Genomic DNA, 18,171 nt, shown 5'->3' with positions numbered 1-18,171 from the left:
TCAAATGCTGAAAGTTACGCTATTTATTCAATTTGATAAAGCTTTTCGTTAAGTATTTTGCTTTTGGACAAAATAATAAATATTTTTATTGACGAAATGATATCGCTAATACATAATGTACTATACAGATAGGAATTATACAATAACCGTTTTGTGAAACTTATCAAGTATTTTAAAATTGTTATGAAGGGAGAAGCAATATGTCCAATAATGAAATTTTTGGGCGAGGCATCAATGCATATTTTGCAAGAAGCTATCAAAAATTAAGTGCCAAAAAAAGCTATGCATGGATTTTATATATAACGGGCTTGCTCGTTCATATCGTTGCTACTGTATTGTTTTTCTATAAAAAAAATAACAATGCATATTCCGAAAAATATGCGCAGCAAAAAGCGCAATTAATTGCTTCAGGCATAGAAAAGGAGTGGGCAGCGGAATATAGAGAGCAGGAATTATCCAAAGCAAGCTTCTTTCATCAAAAAATAGATGAGCAAAAGCTACAAGCAACAGTCCAACAATTAGTTGAACAAAGGATGAATAAGGAAGTTGAGCAGCAGCTTTTCGCACAAGATGTGGCACAACAGACCTATACAGCATATTTTAGTCAACTACTAATGAAGCCTGCATTTTTAGCATTAAGCTTTATACCTAGTATTATCATGTATATCATACTTATTTTATGTAGCAATCCATTTGCACGCTTTATCGTTGAACGTATTATTCAAAGCTTGTTTGTTATTGTCGGTGTGGCGATATTGGTGTTTTCGATTTTATATATTTCACCATTTGACCCAGCACGCAACCTGTTAGGCGTTGAGGCGACACCAGCACAAATTGCGAATTTTAATAAGCTACATGGCTTGGATCAGCCGTACTTGGTGCAGCTATGGCATTCTTTATCAGGGCTATTTACCTTTGATTTAGGGAATTCCTTTGCGGGGAAAGAGGATATTACGCAAAGTATTATGAATAAATTCCCAGTAACATTAAAGATAGCATTATTTTCTTTAATTATGGCTGTGATTATTGCGATACCTGTCGGCATTATTTCAGCTGTTCGACCTAATTCCTTTTTAGATTATGCATTTATGCTATTAGCATTAATTGGCTTATCCATTCCGAGCTTCTGGCAAGGTCTAATTTTTATTTTAACATTCTCGTTAAAGCTACAATGGCTACCTGCAACATATAATCCAAGTAATTGGCTATCCATTGTAATGCCGATTGTTGTATTAGGGACATCCATTACAGCATCGATTGCAAGGATGACGCGCTCCAGCATGCTAGAGGTCATTCATGAGGATTATATTATTACAGCAAAGGCAAAGGGCTTAAGTGAGAAAAACGTCATTGTCAAACATGCAATTCGCAATGCGATGATTCCAATTATTACAGTGATTGGGTTATTGTTCGGTGGCATGCTTGGCGGGGCAGCGGTAACAGAAAAAGTATTCAATATTAGCGGTATCGGTAGTTATATTGTCGATAAGCAGTTTATACCCGATATTCCTGCGATTTTGGGTGGCGTTGTTTACATCGCTATTACCATTTCGATTGTCAATATGGTCATTGATGTGTTGTATGCTTTCTTTGATCCACGTATCCGCTCAAAAATGAAGCAATCTTAGGAGAGGATTTTTTGTGAAATTCATATCAAATGTGAAGCTACTTTTGAAAATTACACAGGAATATGTCAATGCACAATTTACCATTGCCTTTTCTGCGATTTTTTCAGTATTGCTTTTACTTTATAGCTTTAATTTTAGTGAAGGTGTGTGGCGACCATATGTGTTGTATGGCTTTATTATTTACGCTGTGATAACACTTTATGTTTGGCTCACTTCACTGCTTATAAAAAAAGATTTAGCAAAGGTGCATCAAATTGAACGTAGAACACGCTGGCTAGGCTATCCATTAATGCTGACGATTTTTGCTGGCAATGTTTTTGCGGCAGGCTATGGCTTTATGCTTGTGACGAAAAATAAAACGACGGAGTATACGTTTGCGGTTTATGCACTGATGACACAAATTGTTATTTTTATGCTTTCGGCACTCAATATATTTAAGCCTTATGTTGTCGATAGCTTCGTTATGGCAATGACTGCATTTATAGCATTGGCACTTGTTTATGCAGTAACAGCAGTGCTTGTTGCACGCTATGTCACAGCTACCTCTGCACCGAAATGGATGCAAGTGCTAGGTATTGTGCTGTTGCTTGCAACAGTGACAGGTAATTTGTTTGCCACATTGCTCGGCTTTACATTGATTCGTAAGGCGAGAAATGCAGATCCTTCTGCAATAGAGAAGTGGCAAAAAACATGGGACAAAATTTTGCGCAATACGATGGCTGTGTTCGGCATGTTCTTTATTATTACAATGTTTTCATTGTCTATTGTCAGCTCATGGACGTTTGATTATGACTTTGCGACACAAAATAATTATAGTGCCCTATTGCAAGGACCATCATTTGAATATCCATTAGGCACAGATGATTTTGGGCGTGATTTATTCTCCCGCATCGTCTTCGGTGCACAAATCTCGTTAATTGTCGGCTTTTTCTCAACAATTATTCCCGCAATTATTGGTGGGGCACTTGGGGCATTTTCAGGCTATTACGGTCGACATACAGATAATATCATTATGCGTTTGCTTGATATTTTATATGCGATTCCAGGTATTCTGTTAGCAATTGCGATTATTGCCGCATTTGGCGCCAATACAGTGAACTTAATTATCGCACTAAGCGTTGGAGCGATTCCGACATATGCTCGAACGATGCGTGCCAATGTCATGCAAATTGCCAATTACGAGTTTGTCGAGTCCGCACGTGCCTTGGGTGTGTCTGATGGGGCGATTATTTTTAAGCATATCGTACCAAACTCTTTAGCACCGATGATTGTCAAGGCAACCTTAACAATTGGTGGCGCGGTTATTTCAACGAGTAGCTTGAGCTTCCTTGGGCTAGGTGTTGAGCCACATATTCCTGAATGGGGCAATATTTTAAAAGTAGGAAGCACATATTTAGAAACACATTCTTATGTAGCGATTTTCCCAGGGATTTGTATTATGCTGCTCGTGCTATCATTTAATTTCTTTGGTGATGGCTTACGTGACGCATTAGACCCGAAATCAAATTAATATTGGAGGAATTTAAAGATGAACAAAAAATATTTAGCTTTTGCAGCAGCAACAACAGCGGCAGCCGTAGCGTTAACAGGCTGTGTAGAAACAAAATCCGATGTAGAAAAAGAAAGCACAACGAGCCCAACAGGTGACAAGCCTGTTATTGAAGTACTAGGAATGGCATCACAGGAGCAAGATGTAAATATCGTGCGTGACCAATTAACGAAAAATGGCTTTGAGGTGAAATTAAACATTCAACCAGATTTCGGTTCCTTTTCAGCACAACGAGATGCAGGGAACTATGATTTAGCATTATCAAGCTGGACGACAGTAACAGGGAACCCAGATTATGCGGTGCGTGGTCTGTTTAAAACAGGTGGAGATTATAGCAATACAGCAGACGAGCAAATCGATACATTAATCGATGAGGCAAGCACATTAATTGGCGATGAGGCGAAGGAGAAATATGCAGAGCTAGAGCAAGCACTTGTTTTCGATAAAGCATATATTGCACCATTATACATTTCAAAGAAATTCCAAGGTATTTATTCTAAAGAAGTAAACCCAGATACAGTTCGTTTACCAAAATCACGTGCACAGGCGTGGGAAACAATTTCATTTAATGATACAGCAAAAAATACAACAGAACCGCTTATTTTACACCAAGCTATTTCATCATTAACATCATTAGACCCAGTTAAAGGAAATGATGGCTCTATTAATACATTAAATACGAATATGTATGTGCGTTTAGTGAATTTATCTGATACGGATGAAGTCGTTGCAGATGGCTCGTTATCGTATAACTATGCTATTGCAGAGGATAACCAATCGTATTACTTCGTATTGCGCGATGATATTAACTTTGCAAAAGTGGAAAATAACCAAGCGGTAGATACAGGTGATTTAGTATCAGCGGAGGATGTAGTCTTTTCATTAGAGCGTGCAAAGGATGAGAAAGCAGTGCCAGATCACCGCACATACTCAATTCATGAAAACATCGAGACAGTGGAGATCGTAACAGATATTACAGCATTGGAATCTGTACAAACAGCTAATGGCGACACAGTTTTAGACGTGTTATCACAGCAATTACCAGCGGCGATTGCAGAGGTAGTGGCGAGCGAGGCAGATGTCGATAATGCAGCAGGTAAATATCAGGTTGTAAAAATTACGACACCAACACCATTCCCACAAGTGTTAAACTATTTAGCGCATCAATCGGGTGGTATCGTGTCAGAGGCTGCGGTTACAGCGGTCAATACATTTGATGTTGAAAGCTATGATCCAAACGTTCATGTAGCTTATGGAGATCAAGCAACAGTAACAGAAGGGGCAACATATGCTAACCATTTAGCTGCATCAGGCCCGTACGTACTTGTACAAAAAAATGATTATGAGGCAACGTTCGTAAAAAATCCAGCATATCAAGCAGGCACTGAAAATGAGCCGAAAATAGATAAAGTGAACGTGCGCTTTATCCAAGATAACGATAGCGCATTATCAGCTCTACGTAACGGAGAAATCCACGTACTACAAGCTGTGCCAGAAACGAAGCTTGATGTTGTAGAGGGTGATGCGAATTTAACATTAAAAACAGCAGATAGCAACGCCGTTTCTTATTTATTAATGAATCCAAAAGGGCGAGATGTATCAACATCTGTTGATTTACGTAAAGCGATTCTTTATTCAATTAATCAAGATGAATTTATTAGCTACTACCAAGGTAATAAAAAGCCAGCAGTATCAACTGTTTCACCACTTGTGGATACAGGCTTAAAGCTAGAGGCAGATAGCGCAAAAGTGAAGGAATTTATACAGGCATACCAAGCAACGAAATAAAATGTAAGTGAAAGGCTGTTGGAAAAGTTAGTACATCTAATTTTTCCACAGCCTTTTTGTATTCATATGAGAAGAGGCTTATTCAAACCTCTGTATAGGTCGCGATGAATTATTAGTATGTTTGCAATTTCTAGTAGAGCACGATAAAATTTGACGTGAGGTGAAATATATGAGTGTAGGTTTAGCTGGTTATTTAGTATCAATCTCTGGTTTATTTGTTGTGTTAGCAACCATCTTTAATATATTGCCAACGACATCGACAACAATGCGCGTTATTTTTATTGCGATTGGCATGGCGTTTGCAATTGGTGGTAGTGTGCTGCGTTTTACAGAATATCGAAAAGAGCGCAAACGAGCACAGCAGTAAGCATAATCCGTTATTTGGAGTAGCTATTGAGCAATGTATCTAACTGCTGGCTTGATTCAACAACTTTTGGGTGTGTATAGCCTAGGTCTTTTGCAATTTTATACATTTGTTTTCTTTTAAATTCGATTCTACATTTTAAGATGATTTTTTGGAAAAAGTGTTTCAACATGATGATGGAACTCCTTAATTTTGATTGATACCTGTATTGTATATCACAATTGGTAAAAATAATGTCGCATTGTGGGCAGAATTATAAGTTCACAAATTTGTCACAAATATGGAGTGGTTGAATAACTACATAGCTTTTTAGGTAAGTGATTGCAAGAAATGTCGAAGCGTTTTGTCGAATATACAAAAAAGCTGTTGAAGGTGGTTTTTATTTCCTTCAACAGCTTATTTTTAATATGGCATAATTTTTTCTACAGGCTTTGGCTCTTTAATTTTTGGTAAAATTTTATCAAGTGTAACAGTTCGTATGATCTCATGTGTCGCTGCATCATTTGGGTCATATTTTTCTAAAAAGACAATGACCTCCTTCACAATGGGCGTTGGTGTTGAAGCACCTGCTGTTACAGCAACTGTATCAATACCCTCAAGCCATTCTAGCTTAAGCTCGCTAATATCGGCGATACGATATGACTTTGTATGTGCAATTTCTTCTGATACTTGTGTCAAGCGATTTGAGTTATTTGACATTGGGTCGCCAACAACGATTAGTAAATCGGCCACACCTGCTTGTTCAGCGACAGCCTCTTGACGCACCTGTGTTGCAAGGCAAATTTCCTTATGCACTTCGATATGTGGGAATTTTTTTTGCAAATGCTCCATTAGCGTAGCAACATCCCATTGACTCATCGTCGTTTGATTTGTTACTAATAATTTTTCGTTTGTTAAATTTAAATGCTCTACATCTTGAACAGACTGAACAAGGTGAACGTGCTCAGGTGCCACACCAATTGCCCCTTCAGGCTCTGGATGGCCCTTTTTACCAATATAAATAATATCGTAGCCCTCTGCGGACTTTTCGCGAATTAAATCGTGTGTAACCGTTACGTCTGGGCAAGTAGCATCAATGGAGATAAGTCCTTTGCGCTTCGCAATTTCACGTATTTCAGGTGATACGCCATGTGCGGTAAAAATAACCGTACCTTTGTCCACCTTTTCAATAATTTCCTTCCGATTTTCCCCATCAAGCGTAATAATGCCATCTTTTTCAAAAGCATCTGTTACATGTTTATTATGAACAATCATACCCAAAATATAAATAGGGCGAGGCAATGATTTATCTAATGCAGCATTGCGAGCGATGACCATTGCATCAACAACGCCATAGCAATAACCACGTGGATTTATTTTAATTACTTTCATTGTTCAAACTCCTTTCGCTTTACTAGTCCTATTATAGCAAATGACGTCTAGTGAATACAAAAGTTCGTTTTAAAAGAGAGCTAACAGAAAAGCGAGCATCTGCATCACCTCTCTGTTAGGAACAATTTTAAATATTGGCATTGTTAAAACTCAAATGGTGGTTGATAAATTCTTGGTACAGAAGGGCGTGTTTGACGTTCAATCGGTTTGCTTGAGCTGTCTAGGCTAAAGTTCATTTCCTCACGCGGTGCACGAATGGTGCTCGACTCACTTGGCTGGCTGCGGAAGCCGCGGTACATTCGCCAAAGCGCAGGTAAATTTTTAATCATTGGCGCTGCTTGCTGCACGTAAGGGGTAAATTTTTGTGCATTATCCATAAAGCTATTAGCCGTTTGTAAGAAGGTTTCCCATTTTGGTGCTGAAGCGGCTGTTTGTGCAGCCTGAGCCATACGAGCAGCCTGCATCGGCATCCCCATTGGTATAGCTGATGGCATGCGCATCATCGGTGAGAACCCTCTCGGCATAAAAGCATAGGGAGGTGCAGCAGGGTAAGGCGTTGGCATTTGGAAATACGGGAACGGGCGCATAAAACTCTCCTTTCTATCTGCACATAAAATAGATGATATCTTATCATATGCAAAGGCGATTGTATCGGTTCGACTTGAAAAAAATCCACTTGATACAACACGTAAGGACCTGTTTCATGTTACAATAGTAAAGATTTAAGGAGGAGCGATTATGTCAAAATATACAGATTATCAATTAAAACCTTTTTTGCAGGACGCCGTTGCTAAATTAGGCTTTGTTGAACCAACACCGATTCAAAAGGAAATGATACCACTTGTACTAAAAGGAAAAAGTGCAATTGGACAAGCACATACAGGTACGGGAAAAACGCATAGCTTTTTAATTCCAATCGTCCAACGTTTAAATGAGGAAAAGCAAGAAGTACAGGCGGTGATTACATCACCAACACGTGAGCTTGCACAGCAAATTTTCGATGCCCTACAGCAGCTTGTAGAAGGTACAAGTATTCAAGCAAAATTATTTATTGGTGGGACGGATAAGCAGCGTTCTATCGACAAATTAAAAACACAGCCACATATCGTTGTTGGCACACCAGGACGCATCAAAGATTTAGTGAAGGAAAATGCTTTGTTAGTGCATACAGCGAACCTGCTTGTCGTTGATGAGGCAGATTTAGCATTTGATATGGGCTTTATTGAAGATATCGATGGCTTTGCGAGCCACATGCCTGAAAATCTCGAAATGTTTGTCTTTTCGGCAACAATTCCTGAAAAGCTACAGCCATTTTTAAAGAAATATATGGATTCACCTGTTCATATTCATATGAACGATAAGCGACCGGTAGCGGAAAATATTGATTTTTATCTTGTTCCTGTGCGTTCAAAATCGCGTGATACACGCTTAGTTGAAGTTATTAAAAGCATCAACCCGTTTTTAGCGGTTATTTTCTGTAATACGCGTAAAACAGCGGAGCATGTAGCAGGCTATTTAGCGGAGCAAGGAATTCGTTCAGGACAAATTCATGGTGATTTAAGCCCACGTGACCGTAAAAAAATGATGAAGCAAATTCGTGATTTAGAGTTCCAATTTATCGTAGCGACTGATTTAGCAGCGCGCGGTATCGATATTCAAGGTATTTCACATGTTATTAACTATGAGATTCCTGAGGATTTAGAGTTCTTTATTCACCGTGTTGGTCGTACAGCGCGTGCTGGCAATAAAGGGACAGCGATTACCTTGTTCAAGCCAGAGGATGAGGATGCATTAGTACGTGTAGAGAAAATGGGCATCCCGTTTGAGCAAAAAGATATTAAAAATGGTGAATGGATTGATTTAAAGGATCGCCATCAACGTAAAAACCGCGTTAAACAGGAAAATGAAATTGATGTGAAAGCGAAAGCGCTTGTGCGTAAGCCGAAAAAAGTAAAACCAGGCTATAAGCGCAACATGAAATGGGAAATGGAAAAAATTAAAAAACGTGAGCGCCGCTTGAAAAACAGAGGTAAGAAATAGGAGGCTACAAACAAATGTTATTAGGTTCACATGTATCGATGAACGGCAAAAAAATGCTACTAGGTGCTAGTGAAGAGGCGCTTAGCTATGATGCGAATACATTTATGATTTATACAGGTGCACCGCAAAATACGCGTCGCAAGCCAATCGAGGAGCTCAATATCGAGGCAGGCTTAGCGCATATGCAGGAGCATGGCATGCAAAATATTGTCGTGCATGCACCGTATATTATTAATCTTGGCAACACGACAAAGCCTGAAACATTCCGTCTTGGCGTCGATTTCTTACAAGAGGAAATTAAACGAACGGCCGCAATCGGAGCGACGCAAATTGTCTTGCATCCAGGAGCACATGTTGGGGCAGGTGCGGAGGCAGGTATTGCGAAAATTGTAGAAGGCTTAAATGAAGTGCTAACACAGGATTATCCTGTGCAAATTGCGCTAGAAACGATGGCTGGCAAAGGCAGCGAATGTGGTCGTACATTTGAAGAGCTTGCGCAAATTATCGATGGTGTGACAAATAACGAACGCTTGTCGATTTGCTTTGACACTTGTCACGTGCATGATGCAGGCTATAATATCGTTGAGGATTTTGATGGTGTATTAAATGACTTCGATAAAATTATTGGGTTAGATCGTTTAAAGGTATTGCATATTAATGACTCAAAAAACGTGCGTGGTGCTGCCAAAGACCGCCACGAAAATATCGGCTTTGGTGAAATTGGTTTTGATGTATTAAAATCGATTGTTCATCATAACCAGCTAATGCATATACCTAAAATACTGGAAACACCTTTCGTAGGTGTAGATGCAAAAACGAAAGCAGCGCCATATTTACATGAAATTGCGATGCTACGTGATGGTGAATTCCGTCCAGCATTAATCGATGCAATGCGTGGATAAAAAGAGAGGCTGCTTGGCAATTGCCAAGCAGCTTTTTTTATAAAACGCAGATATGTTGAGAGAATTCGCAGATAAGTTACCAAAAAGCGCAGATATTTTAAAAAAATTCGCAGATAATGAATGAAAAAGCGCAAATAAATTTAAATAGGAGAGCTACATAATATGAAAAAGCTAATGCAAATTTTCCTCGTGCTCATTTTGTTCATTAGCTTGCCGCTTACGACAAATGCACATGTGCTAGACCAGGCTGTCACAAAAAATTTAGGTAAATCTAACACAAGTGTCTCCTTGCGTTCCTTAACAACGGGCAATATTCTATATGAGCATAATGGGCAAGCGCTAATGAAGCCTGCATCAACGATAAAGCTATTAACAGGCAGCGCAGCATTACACGTATTAGGAAAGGATTATACGTTTACAACAGACCTTTATATTGATGGTGATATTATAGATGGTACATTGTATGGGGATGTTTATATAAAAGGTGGGGGAGACCCGACATTACAGCAGCAGGACTTTTTGACGTTTGCAAAAGTGCTGAAACGTTATGGAATTCGCCAAGTACAGGGGCATTTATATGGGGATGACAGTGCATTTAGTGGTAGCGTATTAACACCAGGCATTGTCAAACAAGACGAAACAGAATATTATGCGGCAAGAATTTCTGCCTTAACGATGTCGCCAAATGCGGATTATGATGCAGGAACGGTCATTGTACAAGTAACAGGTAATACAGTGAAAAAAGCACCGAGCTTTACTGTTCTGCCAAATACAAGTGGCATGAAATTCGTCAATCAAGCACGTACAGGAGCGAAAACAAGCAAAAATACGTTAAGCGTGAAAAGGCAATATGGCTCAAGCACAGTTGTGATAACAGGCAATATCCCGCAAGGAAGTACAGTGAAAAAATGGGTGACATTGCAAGATCCAACAATGAATACGCTGCATGCTATTCGCACTACATGGCAAACAGCCGCATTAAATGTTACAAATCCATCGGTTGGACGCAAAATAGTACCAGCAACAGCACGTAAAATATATACAAAGGAATCGTTGCCATTACATAAGCTCTATCCTGTGTTTATGAAGCTGAGCAACAATAGTATCGCAGACATACTTGTCAAAACGATGGGACGTGAGGTACATGGCATTGGCACTACAGAAAACGGGGTAGCAGTTTTACGTGACTATGTAGCATCGTTAGGCTTAAATGTATCACAATGGCGCTTTGAAGACGGATCAGGTATGTCTCATGTGAATCGTGTATCGGCTAATGAATTGACAGCATTGCTAACAACGATGCAGCAGCAGGCAATGTATTCAAGCTTTTATCAGGGCTTACCAATTGGAGGGCAGCCAAGTCGTCTTGTTGGAGGTTCTTTACGCACACGCTTTGATACAAATGTATTGCGTGGACGTGTCGTAGCGAAAACAGGTAGCATTACAAATGTCTATACATTATCGGGCTACGTCACAGCAAAAAGCGGTCGCCAATATGCCTTTGCCATTATGACGGATCACAAAAATGCACAGGCAATCAAGCAAATTGACCGTTTAGTAGAATCCATTATTCAAAATTATTAAGGAGGAGCTGTCTGAAAAGCAATGTATGACGCTGCTTTTCAGACAACTGTTTCTTTAATTTAGTTAAAAAGTAATGATTTGCTCATCAATCAAGCAGGCGCATTAATGCTTTTCTTTTTTCCTTGCCAATCACTTTATCTACACGCTTCAAAACGTCCTTCGGGACACCGCTTAATAGCCAGCTCATATTGGCGCTTGCAAGAAGTGGGCGAAGCTGCTGTATTTCGCTTAGCGATAATTCAACACCTGTTTTTTTCCTCATAAACCGTTGTATCTCGGCATCATTTGCTGACATAAAGAAACGAACTAACTCCATCTGACTCATTTATTCATCCTTTCGAGGTGTATTACCTTTACAAATGGCTAAAAATCCACTATACTTTCAAATTGTAAATCGTAATGATTTTGAATTAGAAAGAAGAGAATAAATATGACAAAACCAATTATCCAGTTACGAAATGTAACATTTCAATACGATGAAACACAGGCATTAAACGATATTTCTTTCCAAGTGCAGGAGGGGGATTTTTTAGCATTACTTGGTCCAAACGGCTCTGGCAAATCGACGTTATTAAAGCTTATTCTTGGCTTATTAAAGCCAACAAAAGGAGAAATAGAGCTTTTTGGTGAACCGATTCAAGCCTTTAAGCAGCATGAGTGGATTGGCTATGTGTCACAAAAATCCAACTCCTTTAATTCAGGCTTTCCTGCAACAGTTGAGGAAGTTGTGAAAAGTGGCTTAACCAAAAAAGTCGGCTTATTCAAACGCTATCCGAAAAATGTTGATCAGCTTGTCATAGAAGCACTGCAGGCTGTTGGCATGGAAAGCTTTGCAACACGCAATATCGGACAATTATCAGGAGGACAGCAGCAGCGAGTGTTCATTGCGCGGGCTTTAATTGCGGAGCCGAAGCTACTTATACTAGATGAGCCAACCGTTGGAATTGACCACGAAAATGTGCAATCGTTTTATGATATGCTCGTTAAGCTAAACGAGGAACGACAAATTACGATGATTTTAGTCACACATGATGTCGATATCGTCTCAGAGCATATTAGCCATGTTGCATGCTTGAATAAAACGATTCATTTCCATGGCTATAAAAACGAATTTGATGATATTTCAGAGCAAACGCTAGATGCTTGGTACGGGCATAAAGTACGAAAGATTCACTAGGAGATGTAGCGAAATGATTGAAGCAATTTTACGATATGAATTTTTACAAAATGCCTTTTTTTCAGGGCTGATTATCGGGGTCATTGCCCCGTTGCTCGGCGTCTTTATTGTTGTACGCAGGCTGTCGCTCATCGCAGACGCCTTATCACATGTGACATTAGCGGGAATTGCTGGGAGCTTATATATAAGTCAAAGCTTTGCGGCGATGGCTTTATTAAATCCGATTTATTTAGGAATACTTGCATCGGTTAGTGGCTCGATTTTAATTGAGCGTTTGCGCCGTCTTTATAAGCATTATGAGGAGCTTGCGATTCCGATTATTATGTCGGGAGGAATCGGCATCAGTGCCATCTTTATTTCGTTAGCAAGCGGCTTTAACACCGATTTAATGAGCTATTTATTTGGCTCTGTTTCGGCTGTATCGCGTCAGGATTTATGGGTAGTGCTTGCAATTGCAGGCGTTGTTATTATTTTTTTATTATTATTTTTCAAGGAACTATTCGTCTTATCCTTCGATGAGGAATATGCAAAGGCGAGTGGGCTACCTGCGAAATGGATTCATTTACTATTTATGGTCGTCGTTGCACTTGTCATTGCAGCAAGCATGCGCATCGTTGGGATCTTGCTTGTATCGAGCCTGATGACGTTGCCTGTTGCAGCAGCAATGCGTTTAGCGAAAGGCTTTAAGCAGGCAATCATTTATGCAATTGTCTTTGGAGAGCTTGCGGTTATTATTGGGCTTGTTAGTGCCTTTTATTTAAATTTAGCACCAGGTGGAACAATTGTTGTAACGTCTATTATCATTTTATTATGCGTGATTGTTGGAAAGAAAATAAAAGTTCAGGAGGTTGCGCAATGAATTTAACACGAGCATGGGAAATTTTAAAGGACAATGGCTATAAAAAAACCGATAAACGAGAGCTCATTTTACAAATGTTTGAGGAAACAGACAAATATTTAACGGCTCGTGATTTATTGGATGTGTTGAAAAAAGACTTTCCAGGGATGAGCTTTGATACGATTTATCGCAATTTAGCGACATTTGTTGAGCTAGATATTTTGGAAGAAACCGAAATGCAGGGCGAGCGCAATTTCCGCATGCACTGTGAATCAGAGCACCACCACCATCATTTCATTTGCCGTGAATGTGGTAGCGTAAAGGAATTGTCATTATGCCCGATGGATTTGCTCGGTGGCAGCTTGCCAGGCTTTGAAGTAGAGGCACATAAATTTGAAGTGTATGGAAAGTGCCCAGATTGTTTGAATACAATTTAGATGTCATACTACAAAAATGCTCAAAAATATGATAGATTATTAACTAATTGAATAATGCTTGCAAGGAAAAGATGTAAGGGAATTCGGTGAGATGCCGAAGCTATGTCCGTAACTGTATGTGCTTGTAACGTGAAATCATGCCACTGTCCTTGAGATGGGAAGGCTTTCGCAGGAGAAAACAGCACGAGCCAGGAGACCTATCTTTTTCTAATCGTCATAATACTCTTCGGAACTAAAGAGAATGCACGGCAATAGAATATTGCATCATTTGCTTTGTAAACAATTTTCTGCCACCCATTCTGACGGGTGGCTTTTTTCATTTCCGATGAAAGCTTATTCAAACGAAAAAGGAGGAGATGGACTTGGTAAAGAAAGATATGCGCTATATTTGCTACCCATTTATGCGTGAGGCAAGCTGTTTAGTTGATTTTGAAATTCGTACAGACTCATTAACAACAAGTATTGGTACGGTTTTTCCTACATTAGAGGGGGACAATGTACAAATTGTGCGTGAAGATTTAGAGAAGCTACACCCGATGGCCTATCATGTGAACGGTTCTGTGCGTGGCAAGCTTGCTGTTACAGAAGAGGACCTGCAGTTTTTAAGCGATCGCTACGATTTTTATGTAGCACATACAAAAGAGCAAATTGATCGCTTCGTTTTACCGCAAGGAGTAGAGGCAGCAGCACGTTTACATGTATGCCGTAGCGAAGCGAAAAAATCCTTCCGTGCATTACATAAAGTAAGCGAGGAGCGCGATGTGCCAGAAATTTTATTTGACTATTTAGGGCTGCTGGCAAACGTATTTTTCGTCATGGCGGTTTATGTCAACCAAATGAGCGGACACGAGGAAATTGAGTTTATTACGAAATCATATCCAATGAAAAAGCGAAAAGAGGACGCATCATAAAATTCACTGTTAATGGTATAAGCCATTAGCGGTAGTTTTATTATGAACAGCATGTGGGACAAAGGAAGAAACAGTATACCCAGAGCTTTTTAAATAAGATATAATGTAACATAGCTGTCAGGCAACATTGCTTGGCAGCTATTCTAATTCACATATAGCAGGTGACCATATATGGGACGATTAATATTTATCACAGGTGGTGTGCGCAGTGGCAAAAGTGCCTTTGCAGAACGCTACGCACAAAAGCTTGCTGAAGGGCGCTCACTTACATATATTGCATCAGGTGTCGCATTCGATAGAGAAATGCAGGCAAGAATTGCGCGCCATCAAGCAGACCGTCAAAAGAGTGGCGTGATTTGGCACACGTTGGAGGTGCCAGATACTTTACCACAGGGGCTACAAATGCTAGAGCACGATGCCGTTATTTTATGGGACTGTTTAACGACATGGCTAGCAAATGTTTTATACAAGGCACCTCATCATATTGAGGAGCATATCGAAATGTGGAAGCAATATGTTGCAACGACACAGCAACAAAGCATGACGTTATTGCTTGTTTCCAATGAGGTTTTGGATGAGCCAGCATCCATTTATGAAGAAACAGAGCGCTATAGGCAACTATTAGGGGAGCTGCATCAATGGATTGTTGAAAGCTGTGATGAAGCCTATGAAATTGACCATCAACGGAGCATGCGCTGGAAGTAGGAGGGAGATTCAATTGAAGCATTTTTATACAGGAATATTGCTTTGCCTACAGTTTTTTAGCGCAGTGCCAATTAAACGAGAGCTGCCTTTAACAAATCAAAACGTGACAGCGATGTATGCCATTATGCCCCTTTTAAGCTTACTGACAGGTGCAGCTACAATTGGCTTTTTGCAGCTCAATCAACACTGGCTTCACTTGTCGCCATTAGTGGTTGCCATTATTTTAACAATCGTAATGATTGCTGTCACTGGTGGTATACATACAGACGGCTTTATCGACACAAGCGATGCCTTTTTTTCATATCGTGATCAGGAAAAGCGTTTAACAATTTTAGATGATCCACGTGTTGGGGCATTTGGTGTGTTAGCTGTTGTCAGTCTATTACTATTGAAAATTGCCTTTTTGTATGAGGCGCTATTGCGCGAGGTGGATATGCTGTATTTTATAGCAGTTCCATTGCTAGCTCGCCTCGCTATGTTACTCTATTTCATGACAATGAACAGCGCTAAAACGACAGGTCTTGCGGCTTATTTTAAGGAGCGTGTGCAGCAAAGAACTGTAGGCATTGTCTGCGCTATTTATAGCATGCTAGTTATTGGTTATGCTTTGTACACAGGTGAATGGTCACTACTTATTTTATACAGTGTAGCATTGCTAGGTGTATTGTATTATCGACACTGGTCCAAGAAAAATTTTGCCGGCATGACAGGCGATTTGCTTGGAGCTCTTTATGAAGGGATGGAGCTACTATTATGGGGGACGCTATTACTATTCATTTAATTCGACATGGCAAAACGAAGGCAAATGTTGAACGCAAATATATTGGGCATACGGATGAGCCAATCTTACCTTTAACGCCAGTGCAGCTGACAGTGCGGCCCTCTATTGTTTATGGAAGCGATTTGCAGCGATGCCGACAAACAGCAGCATGCTATTTCCCATATGTGCCTTATAAGGCGAATGCTGATTTACGAGAGCTGCATTTTGGACAGTTTGAAATGAAAACATATGAGGAATTGAAGGATTATCCACTTTATCAAAAGTGGTTGGCTGATCCATTGCAAGTAACACCACCAGATGGGGAAAGCTTTATCGATTTTACAGCGCGTGTAGAGAGAGCAATGAAGCAAATTATTATTATGCCAGGTGATTATACATTCGTTGTGCACGGAGGGGTAATTCGTTTGCTGCTTGTGAAGTTTTTACAGCATCCATTTAATAGCGTTTATGCAGAGCATTCGACGATATATAGCTGTACGTGGTCACATTTTTCTGCATGGAAGGAGGGAGAGCGATGCACATCTACATCGGAGGTGCCTATAATGGCAAGCGAAAGTATGTGAAACAGTATTATCAAAGCTACAGACAGTATGTTTTTGAAGGAGAAATCCCTGAAAGTTCCGCTTTTACTACACAAGATGTTGTCATTGTTGGACGCTTCGAGCAGCTTGTTCAACAGCTCATACACTTAACCGAGGATGAAGTAGTAGAACAGTTGATGGAGAAGCTAGGGCAGCTGGATAAGGTGGCAACACTTGTCTGTGTTTGCACAGATATGGGGCGAGGCATTGTCCCACTTGACAAAGAGCAGCGATTTTTACGCGATACATGCGGGAGGCTATATCAAGCGATGTTTGCCTATAGCCATCAGGTGACACGTATTTGGTATGGCATTCCACAAGTAATAAAGGAGACATAAAATGACGAAGGCAAATTTACGATATCTTGTTTTAACTGCGTTATTGGCGGCATTATGTGCAATAGGTGGACTTGTAAAAATTCCTGTTTCAGCGACGGCTTCAGCGGCGCTCGATTCAGCTCCCGCACTATTAGCCGCATTTGTATTACCACCAATTTATGCAGGCTTTACTGGCACTTTAGGCCATATAGCGACAGCAGTCAGCTCAGGTATGCCACTTGGTCCCTTGCATGTAATTATTGCATTGGAAATGTTTGTGATTATTTTAGTGTTTGCCTATTTACATAAGAAGGGCTTTGATAAAATAAAGTGGCTTTGGACGTTGGTTGCAAACGGTGTGCTTGCCACATTGCCATTTTATTTTTTAATTTCACCAGCCTTTTTTATAGCTGCAGTGCCGAATTTATTGCTTGCGACAGCTATCAACATCGTTGTGGCATGGCTCTGTGCCCCACTTCTACAGCGCGTGAAAGTGGAGGGATAGCACGATGCGAAATGCCATACAAATTGATGGAAATATTATTTTAACAATCGACAATGCAGGCTGTATCGGTGAAAAAGAGGCGGATATAGTAAAAGTACCAAATGAAATTGTCGCCTATTTTGCGACGCGTGTCACGCTGTTAGAGCAATGGTGTGCAGGTGCAGAGCCAAGTCATTTACTACTCGCAAACTTTACAGGTGATGCTGCATGGGATGACTATGTAAAGGGCTGTCAGCGTCAATTTGATGAAATAGGAAAAGCTTTACCCCCGATTACAGGGTCAACAGAATCAAATTTCTCAGCATTGCAGTCAGGCTTCAGCTTGACGATGGTAGGGAAAAAGCTTTTGGAACCAACGACAGAGAACTGCCATTATTTTGTCATTGGGCAACCACTAGTAGGACAGCAGGTGATGGAGCATATGCAGGATATAGCGAGCCTACATGAGCTTTATACGTTATGGCAAGCTGGTATTATTCAAGCAATATGGCCATGTGGCTCAAAGGGGATTGGCACAGAAATCACTGCATTTACTGGGCAAGCGCTTAGCTGTGAGCTAGATATGGCAAGCTCGGCTGGGCCAGCAACAGCGGTGCTTGTTGCGGTGCTTGAAGCAGATATTGCCAGATTGTATAAGGAAATTTCAACACCGATTTATCGCTTAGGGTAGAGAAGTGATCAAATAACAGGGAA

Annotated in this window: 21 protein-coding genes and 1 riboswitch; of the genes, 17 read left to right on the top strand and 4 right to left on the bottom strand. The window is 40.2% G+C overall.

Translation table 11 applies throughout. The features are described 5' to 3' along the window. Positions 1-200 precede the first annotated feature (200 nt). The 4 genes from R6U77_RS16810 (at position 201) to R6U77_RS16795 (ending at position 5,332) form a co-directional block, all read left to right on the top strand. Complete coding sequence (locus tag R6U77_RS16810) at positions 201-1,628, top strand: ABC transporter permease (RefSeq protein ID WP_319836533.1); 1,428 nt, start codon at positions 201-203, stop codon at positions 1,626-1,628. A gap of 13 nt (positions 1,629-1,641) precedes the next feature. Continuing rightward, on the top strand, positions 1,642-3,138 hold the full coding sequence (locus R6U77_RS16805) for an ABC transporter permease (protein ID WP_319836532.1): 1,497 nt from the start codon (positions 1,642-1,644) through the stop codon (positions 3,136-3,138). An 18-nt stretch (positions 3,139-3,156) separates the two neighbouring features. Continuing rightward, positions 3,157-4,965, top strand: coding sequence for an ABC transporter substrate-binding protein (locus R6U77_RS16800; RefSeq protein ID WP_319836531.1), 1,809 nt, complete (start codon positions 3,157-3,159; stop codon positions 4,963-4,965). A 169-nt stretch (positions 4,966-5,134) separates the two neighbouring features. After that, entirely contained in the window at positions 5,135-5,332 is a 198-nt protein-coding gene (locus R6U77_RS16795) for a hypothetical protein (protein ID WP_293920285.1), read from the top strand. Between the two features lie 10 nt (positions 5,333-5,342). On the opposite strand, the gene R6U77_RS16790 is transcribed toward R6U77_RS16795, so the two are convergent. The 3 genes from R6U77_RS16790 to vrrA all read right to left on the bottom strand — a co-directional run bounded on the left by R6U77_RS16790 (position 5,343) and on the right by vrrA (position 7,287). Beyond that, positions 5,343-5,501 carry an aspartyl-phosphate phosphatase Spo0E family protein gene (locus R6U77_RS16790; protein ID WP_293920282.1) on the bottom strand — a complete coding sequence of 53 codons (159 nt, stop codon included), beginning with the start codon at positions 5,499-5,501 and terminating at the stop codon, positions 5,343-5,345. A gap of 230 nt (positions 5,502-5,731) precedes the next feature. After that, entirely contained in the window at positions 5,732-6,700 is a 969-nt protein-coding gene (locus R6U77_RS16785; protein WP_293920280.1) for a 4-hydroxy-3-methylbut-2-enyl diphosphate reductase, read from the bottom strand. Positions 6,701-6,843: 143 nt separating this feature from the next. Further along, a complete protein-coding gene (gene vrrA / locus R6U77_RS16780; protein WP_319836530.1) occupies positions 6,844-7,287 on the bottom strand; it encodes a VrrA/YqfQ family protein in 444 nt (147 codons plus the stop codon). Positions 7,288-7,438: 151 nt separating this feature from the next. Here vrrA and R6U77_RS16775 point away from each other — a divergent pair, with 151 nt between their 5' ends. The 3 genes from R6U77_RS16775 to dacB all read left to right on the top strand — a co-directional run bounded on the left by R6U77_RS16775 (position 7,439) and on the right by dacB (position 11,226). Next, a complete protein-coding gene (locus tag R6U77_RS16775) occupies positions 7,439-8,740 on the top strand; it encodes a DEAD/DEAH box helicase (RefSeq protein WP_293920274.1) in 1,302 nt (433 codons plus the stop codon). Between the two features lie 14 nt (positions 8,741-8,754). Continuing rightward, complete coding sequence (locus R6U77_RS16770) at positions 8,755-9,642, top strand: deoxyribonuclease IV (protein ID WP_319836529.1); 888 nt, start codon at positions 8,755-8,757, stop codon at positions 9,640-9,642. A gap of 162 nt (positions 9,643-9,804) precedes the next feature. After that, a complete protein-coding gene (gene dacB, locus R6U77_RS16765) occupies positions 9,805-11,226 on the top strand; it encodes a D-alanyl-D-alanine carboxypeptidase/D-alanyl-D-alanine endopeptidase (RefSeq protein ID WP_319836528.1) in 1,422 nt (473 codons plus the stop codon). Positions 11,227-11,311: 85 nt separating this feature from the next. Here the strand turns inward: dacB and R6U77_RS16760 are convergent, their stop codons facing one another. Further along, complete coding sequence (locus R6U77_RS16760; RefSeq protein ID WP_293920265.1) at positions 11,312-11,551, bottom strand: isopropylmalate synthase; 240 nt, start codon at positions 11,549-11,551, stop codon at positions 11,312-11,314. A 105-nt stretch (positions 11,552-11,656) separates the two neighbouring features. Here R6U77_RS16760 and R6U77_RS16755 point away from each other — a divergent pair, with 105 nt between their 5' ends. From R6U77_RS16755 to R6U77_RS16710, 10 genes are all read left to right on the top strand, one after another. Further along, positions 11,657-12,403, top strand: a complete 747-nt coding sequence (locus tag R6U77_RS16755) for a metal ABC transporter ATP-binding protein (protein ID WP_293920263.1) — start codon at positions 11,657-11,659, stop codon at positions 12,401-12,403. 13 nt (positions 12,404-12,416) lie between these two features. Beyond that, positions 12,417-13,262: a metal ABC transporter permease gene (locus R6U77_RS16750; RefSeq protein WP_293920261.1), complete on the top strand. Its 846-nt coding sequence runs from the start codon at positions 12,417-12,419 to the stop codon at positions 13,260-13,262. Next, the gene (locus R6U77_RS16745) at positions 13,259-13,678 is read left to right on the top strand and encodes a Fur family transcriptional regulator (protein ID WP_319836527.1); all 420 of its coding nucleotides are present in this window, start codon (positions 13,259-13,261) and stop codon (positions 13,676-13,678) included. Before R6U77_RS16750 ends, R6U77_RS16745 begins: the two co-directional genes overlap by 4 nt. 38 nt (positions 13,679-13,716) lie before the next feature. Further along, a riboswitch (cobalamin riboswitch) is annotated at positions 13,717-13,897 on the top strand. Between the two features lie 137 nt (positions 13,898-14,034). After that, positions 14,035-14,589 carry a hypothetical protein gene (locus R6U77_RS16740; protein WP_319836526.1) on the top strand — a complete coding sequence of 185 codons (555 nt, stop codon included), beginning with the start codon at positions 14,035-14,037 and terminating at the stop codon, positions 14,587-14,589. Between the two features lie 171 nt (positions 14,590-14,760). After that, positions 14,761-15,294, top strand: a complete 534-nt coding sequence (locus R6U77_RS16735) for a bifunctional adenosylcobinamide kinase/adenosylcobinamide-phosphate guanylyltransferase (RefSeq protein WP_319836525.1) — start codon at positions 14,761-14,763, stop codon at positions 15,292-15,294. A 13-nt stretch (positions 15,295-15,307) separates the two neighbouring features. Beyond that, a complete protein-coding gene (gene cobS, locus R6U77_RS16730; RefSeq protein ID WP_319836524.1) occupies positions 15,308-16,075 on the top strand; it encodes an adenosylcobinamide-GDP ribazoletransferase in 768 nt (255 codons plus the stop codon). Then, complete coding sequence (locus R6U77_RS16725) at positions 16,048-16,638, top strand: histidine phosphatase family protein (protein ID WP_319836523.1); 591 nt, start codon at positions 16,048-16,050, stop codon at positions 16,636-16,638. Before cobS ends, R6U77_RS16725 begins: the two co-directional genes overlap by 28 nt. Beyond that, entirely contained in the window at positions 16,590-16,994 is a 405-nt protein-coding gene (locus R6U77_RS16720) for a bifunctional adenosylcobinamide kinase/adenosylcobinamide-phosphate guanylyltransferase (protein WP_319836522.1), read from the top strand. The genes R6U77_RS16725 and R6U77_RS16720 overlap by 49 nt, the downstream gene beginning before the upstream one ends. Position 16,995: 1 nt before the next feature. After that, positions 16,996-17,478, top strand: a complete 483-nt coding sequence (locus tag R6U77_RS16715; protein WP_319836521.1) for an ECF transporter S component — start codon at positions 16,996-16,998, stop codon at positions 17,476-17,478. A gap of 4 nt (positions 17,479-17,482) precedes the next feature. Next, the gene (locus tag R6U77_RS16710) at positions 17,483-18,148 is read left to right on the top strand and encodes a hypothetical protein (RefSeq protein WP_319836520.1); all 666 of its coding nucleotides are present in this window, start codon (positions 17,483-17,485) and stop codon (positions 18,146-18,148) included. Positions 18,149-18,171 lie beyond the last annotated feature (23 nt).

Origin of the sequence: Lysinibacillus louembei, assembly GCF_033880585.1 — a bacterium.
Classification (GTDB): Bacteria; Bacillota; Bacilli; order Bacillales_A; family Planococcaceae; genus Metasolibacillus; species Metasolibacillus louembei.
This window is presented reverse-complemented; position numbering and strand designations above follow the sequence as displayed.

Bases quoted from the DNA above. Each gene is read 5' to 3' on its own strand.
- R6U77_RS16810 (WP_319836533.1), top strand. From the start codon at position 201: ATGTCCAATAATGAAATTTTTGGGCGAGGCATCAATGCATATTTTGCA.
- R6U77_RS16800 (WP_319836531.1), top strand. From the start codon at position 3,157: ATGAACAAAAAATATTTAGCTTTTGCAGCAGCAACAACAGCGGCAGCC.
- R6U77_RS16795 (WP_293920285.1), top strand. From the start codon at position 5,135: ATGAGTGTAGGTTTAGCTGGTTATTTAGTATCAATCTCTGGTTTATTT.
- R6U77_RS16790 (WP_293920282.1), bottom strand. From the start codon at position 5,501: ATGTTGAAACACTTTTTCCAAAAAATCATCTTAAAATGTAGAATCGAA.
- R6U77_RS16785 (WP_293920280.1), bottom strand. From the start codon at position 6,700: ATGAAAGTAATTAAAATAAATCCACGTGGTTATTGCTATGGCGTTGTT.
- vrrA (WP_319836530.1), bottom strand. From the start codon at position 7,287: ATGCGCCCGTTCCCGTATTTCCAAATGCCAACGCCTTACCCTGCTGCA.
- R6U77_RS16775 (WP_293920274.1), top strand. From the start codon at position 7,439: ATGTCAAAATATACAGATTATCAATTAAAACCTTTTTTGCAGGACGCC.
- R6U77_RS16770 (WP_319836529.1), top strand. From the start codon at position 8,755: ATGTTATTAGGTTCACATGTATCGATGAACGGCAAAAAAATGCTACTA.
- dacB (WP_319836528.1), top strand. From the start codon at position 9,805: ATGAAAAAGCTAATGCAAATTTTCCTCGTGCTCATTTTGTTCATTAGC.
- R6U77_RS16760 (WP_293920265.1), bottom strand. From the start codon at position 11,551: ATGAGTCAGATGGAGTTAGTTCGTTTCTTTATGTCAGCAAATGATGCC.
- R6U77_RS16755 (WP_293920263.1), top strand. From the start codon at position 11,657: ATGACAAAACCAATTATCCAGTTACGAAATGTAACATTTCAATACGAT.
- R6U77_RS16750 (WP_293920261.1), top strand. From the start codon at position 12,417: ATGATTGAAGCAATTTTACGATATGAATTTTTACAAAATGCCTTTTTT.
- R6U77_RS16745 (WP_319836527.1), top strand. From the start codon at position 13,259: ATGAATTTAACACGAGCATGGGAAATTTTAAAGGACAATGGCTATAAA.
- R6U77_RS16740 (WP_319836526.1), top strand. From the start codon at position 14,035: ATGGACTTGGTAAAGAAAGATATGCGCTATATTTGCTACCCATTTATG.
- R6U77_RS16735 (WP_319836525.1), top strand. From the start codon at position 14,761: ATGGGACGATTAATATTTATCACAGGTGGTGTGCGCAGTGGCAAAAGT.
- R6U77_RS16725 (WP_319836523.1), top strand. From the start codon at position 16,048: ATGGGGGACGCTATTACTATTCATTTAATTCGACATGGCAAAACGAAG.
- R6U77_RS16720 (WP_319836522.1), top strand. From the start codon at position 16,590: ATGCACATCTACATCGGAGGTGCCTATAATGGCAAGCGAAAGTATGTG.
- R6U77_RS16715 (WP_319836521.1), top strand. From the start codon at position 16,996: ATGACGAAGGCAAATTTACGATATCTTGTTTTAACTGCGTTATTGGCG.
- R6U77_RS16710 (WP_319836520.1), top strand. From the start codon at position 17,483: ATGCGAAATGCCATACAAATTGATGGAAATATTATTTTAACAATCGAC.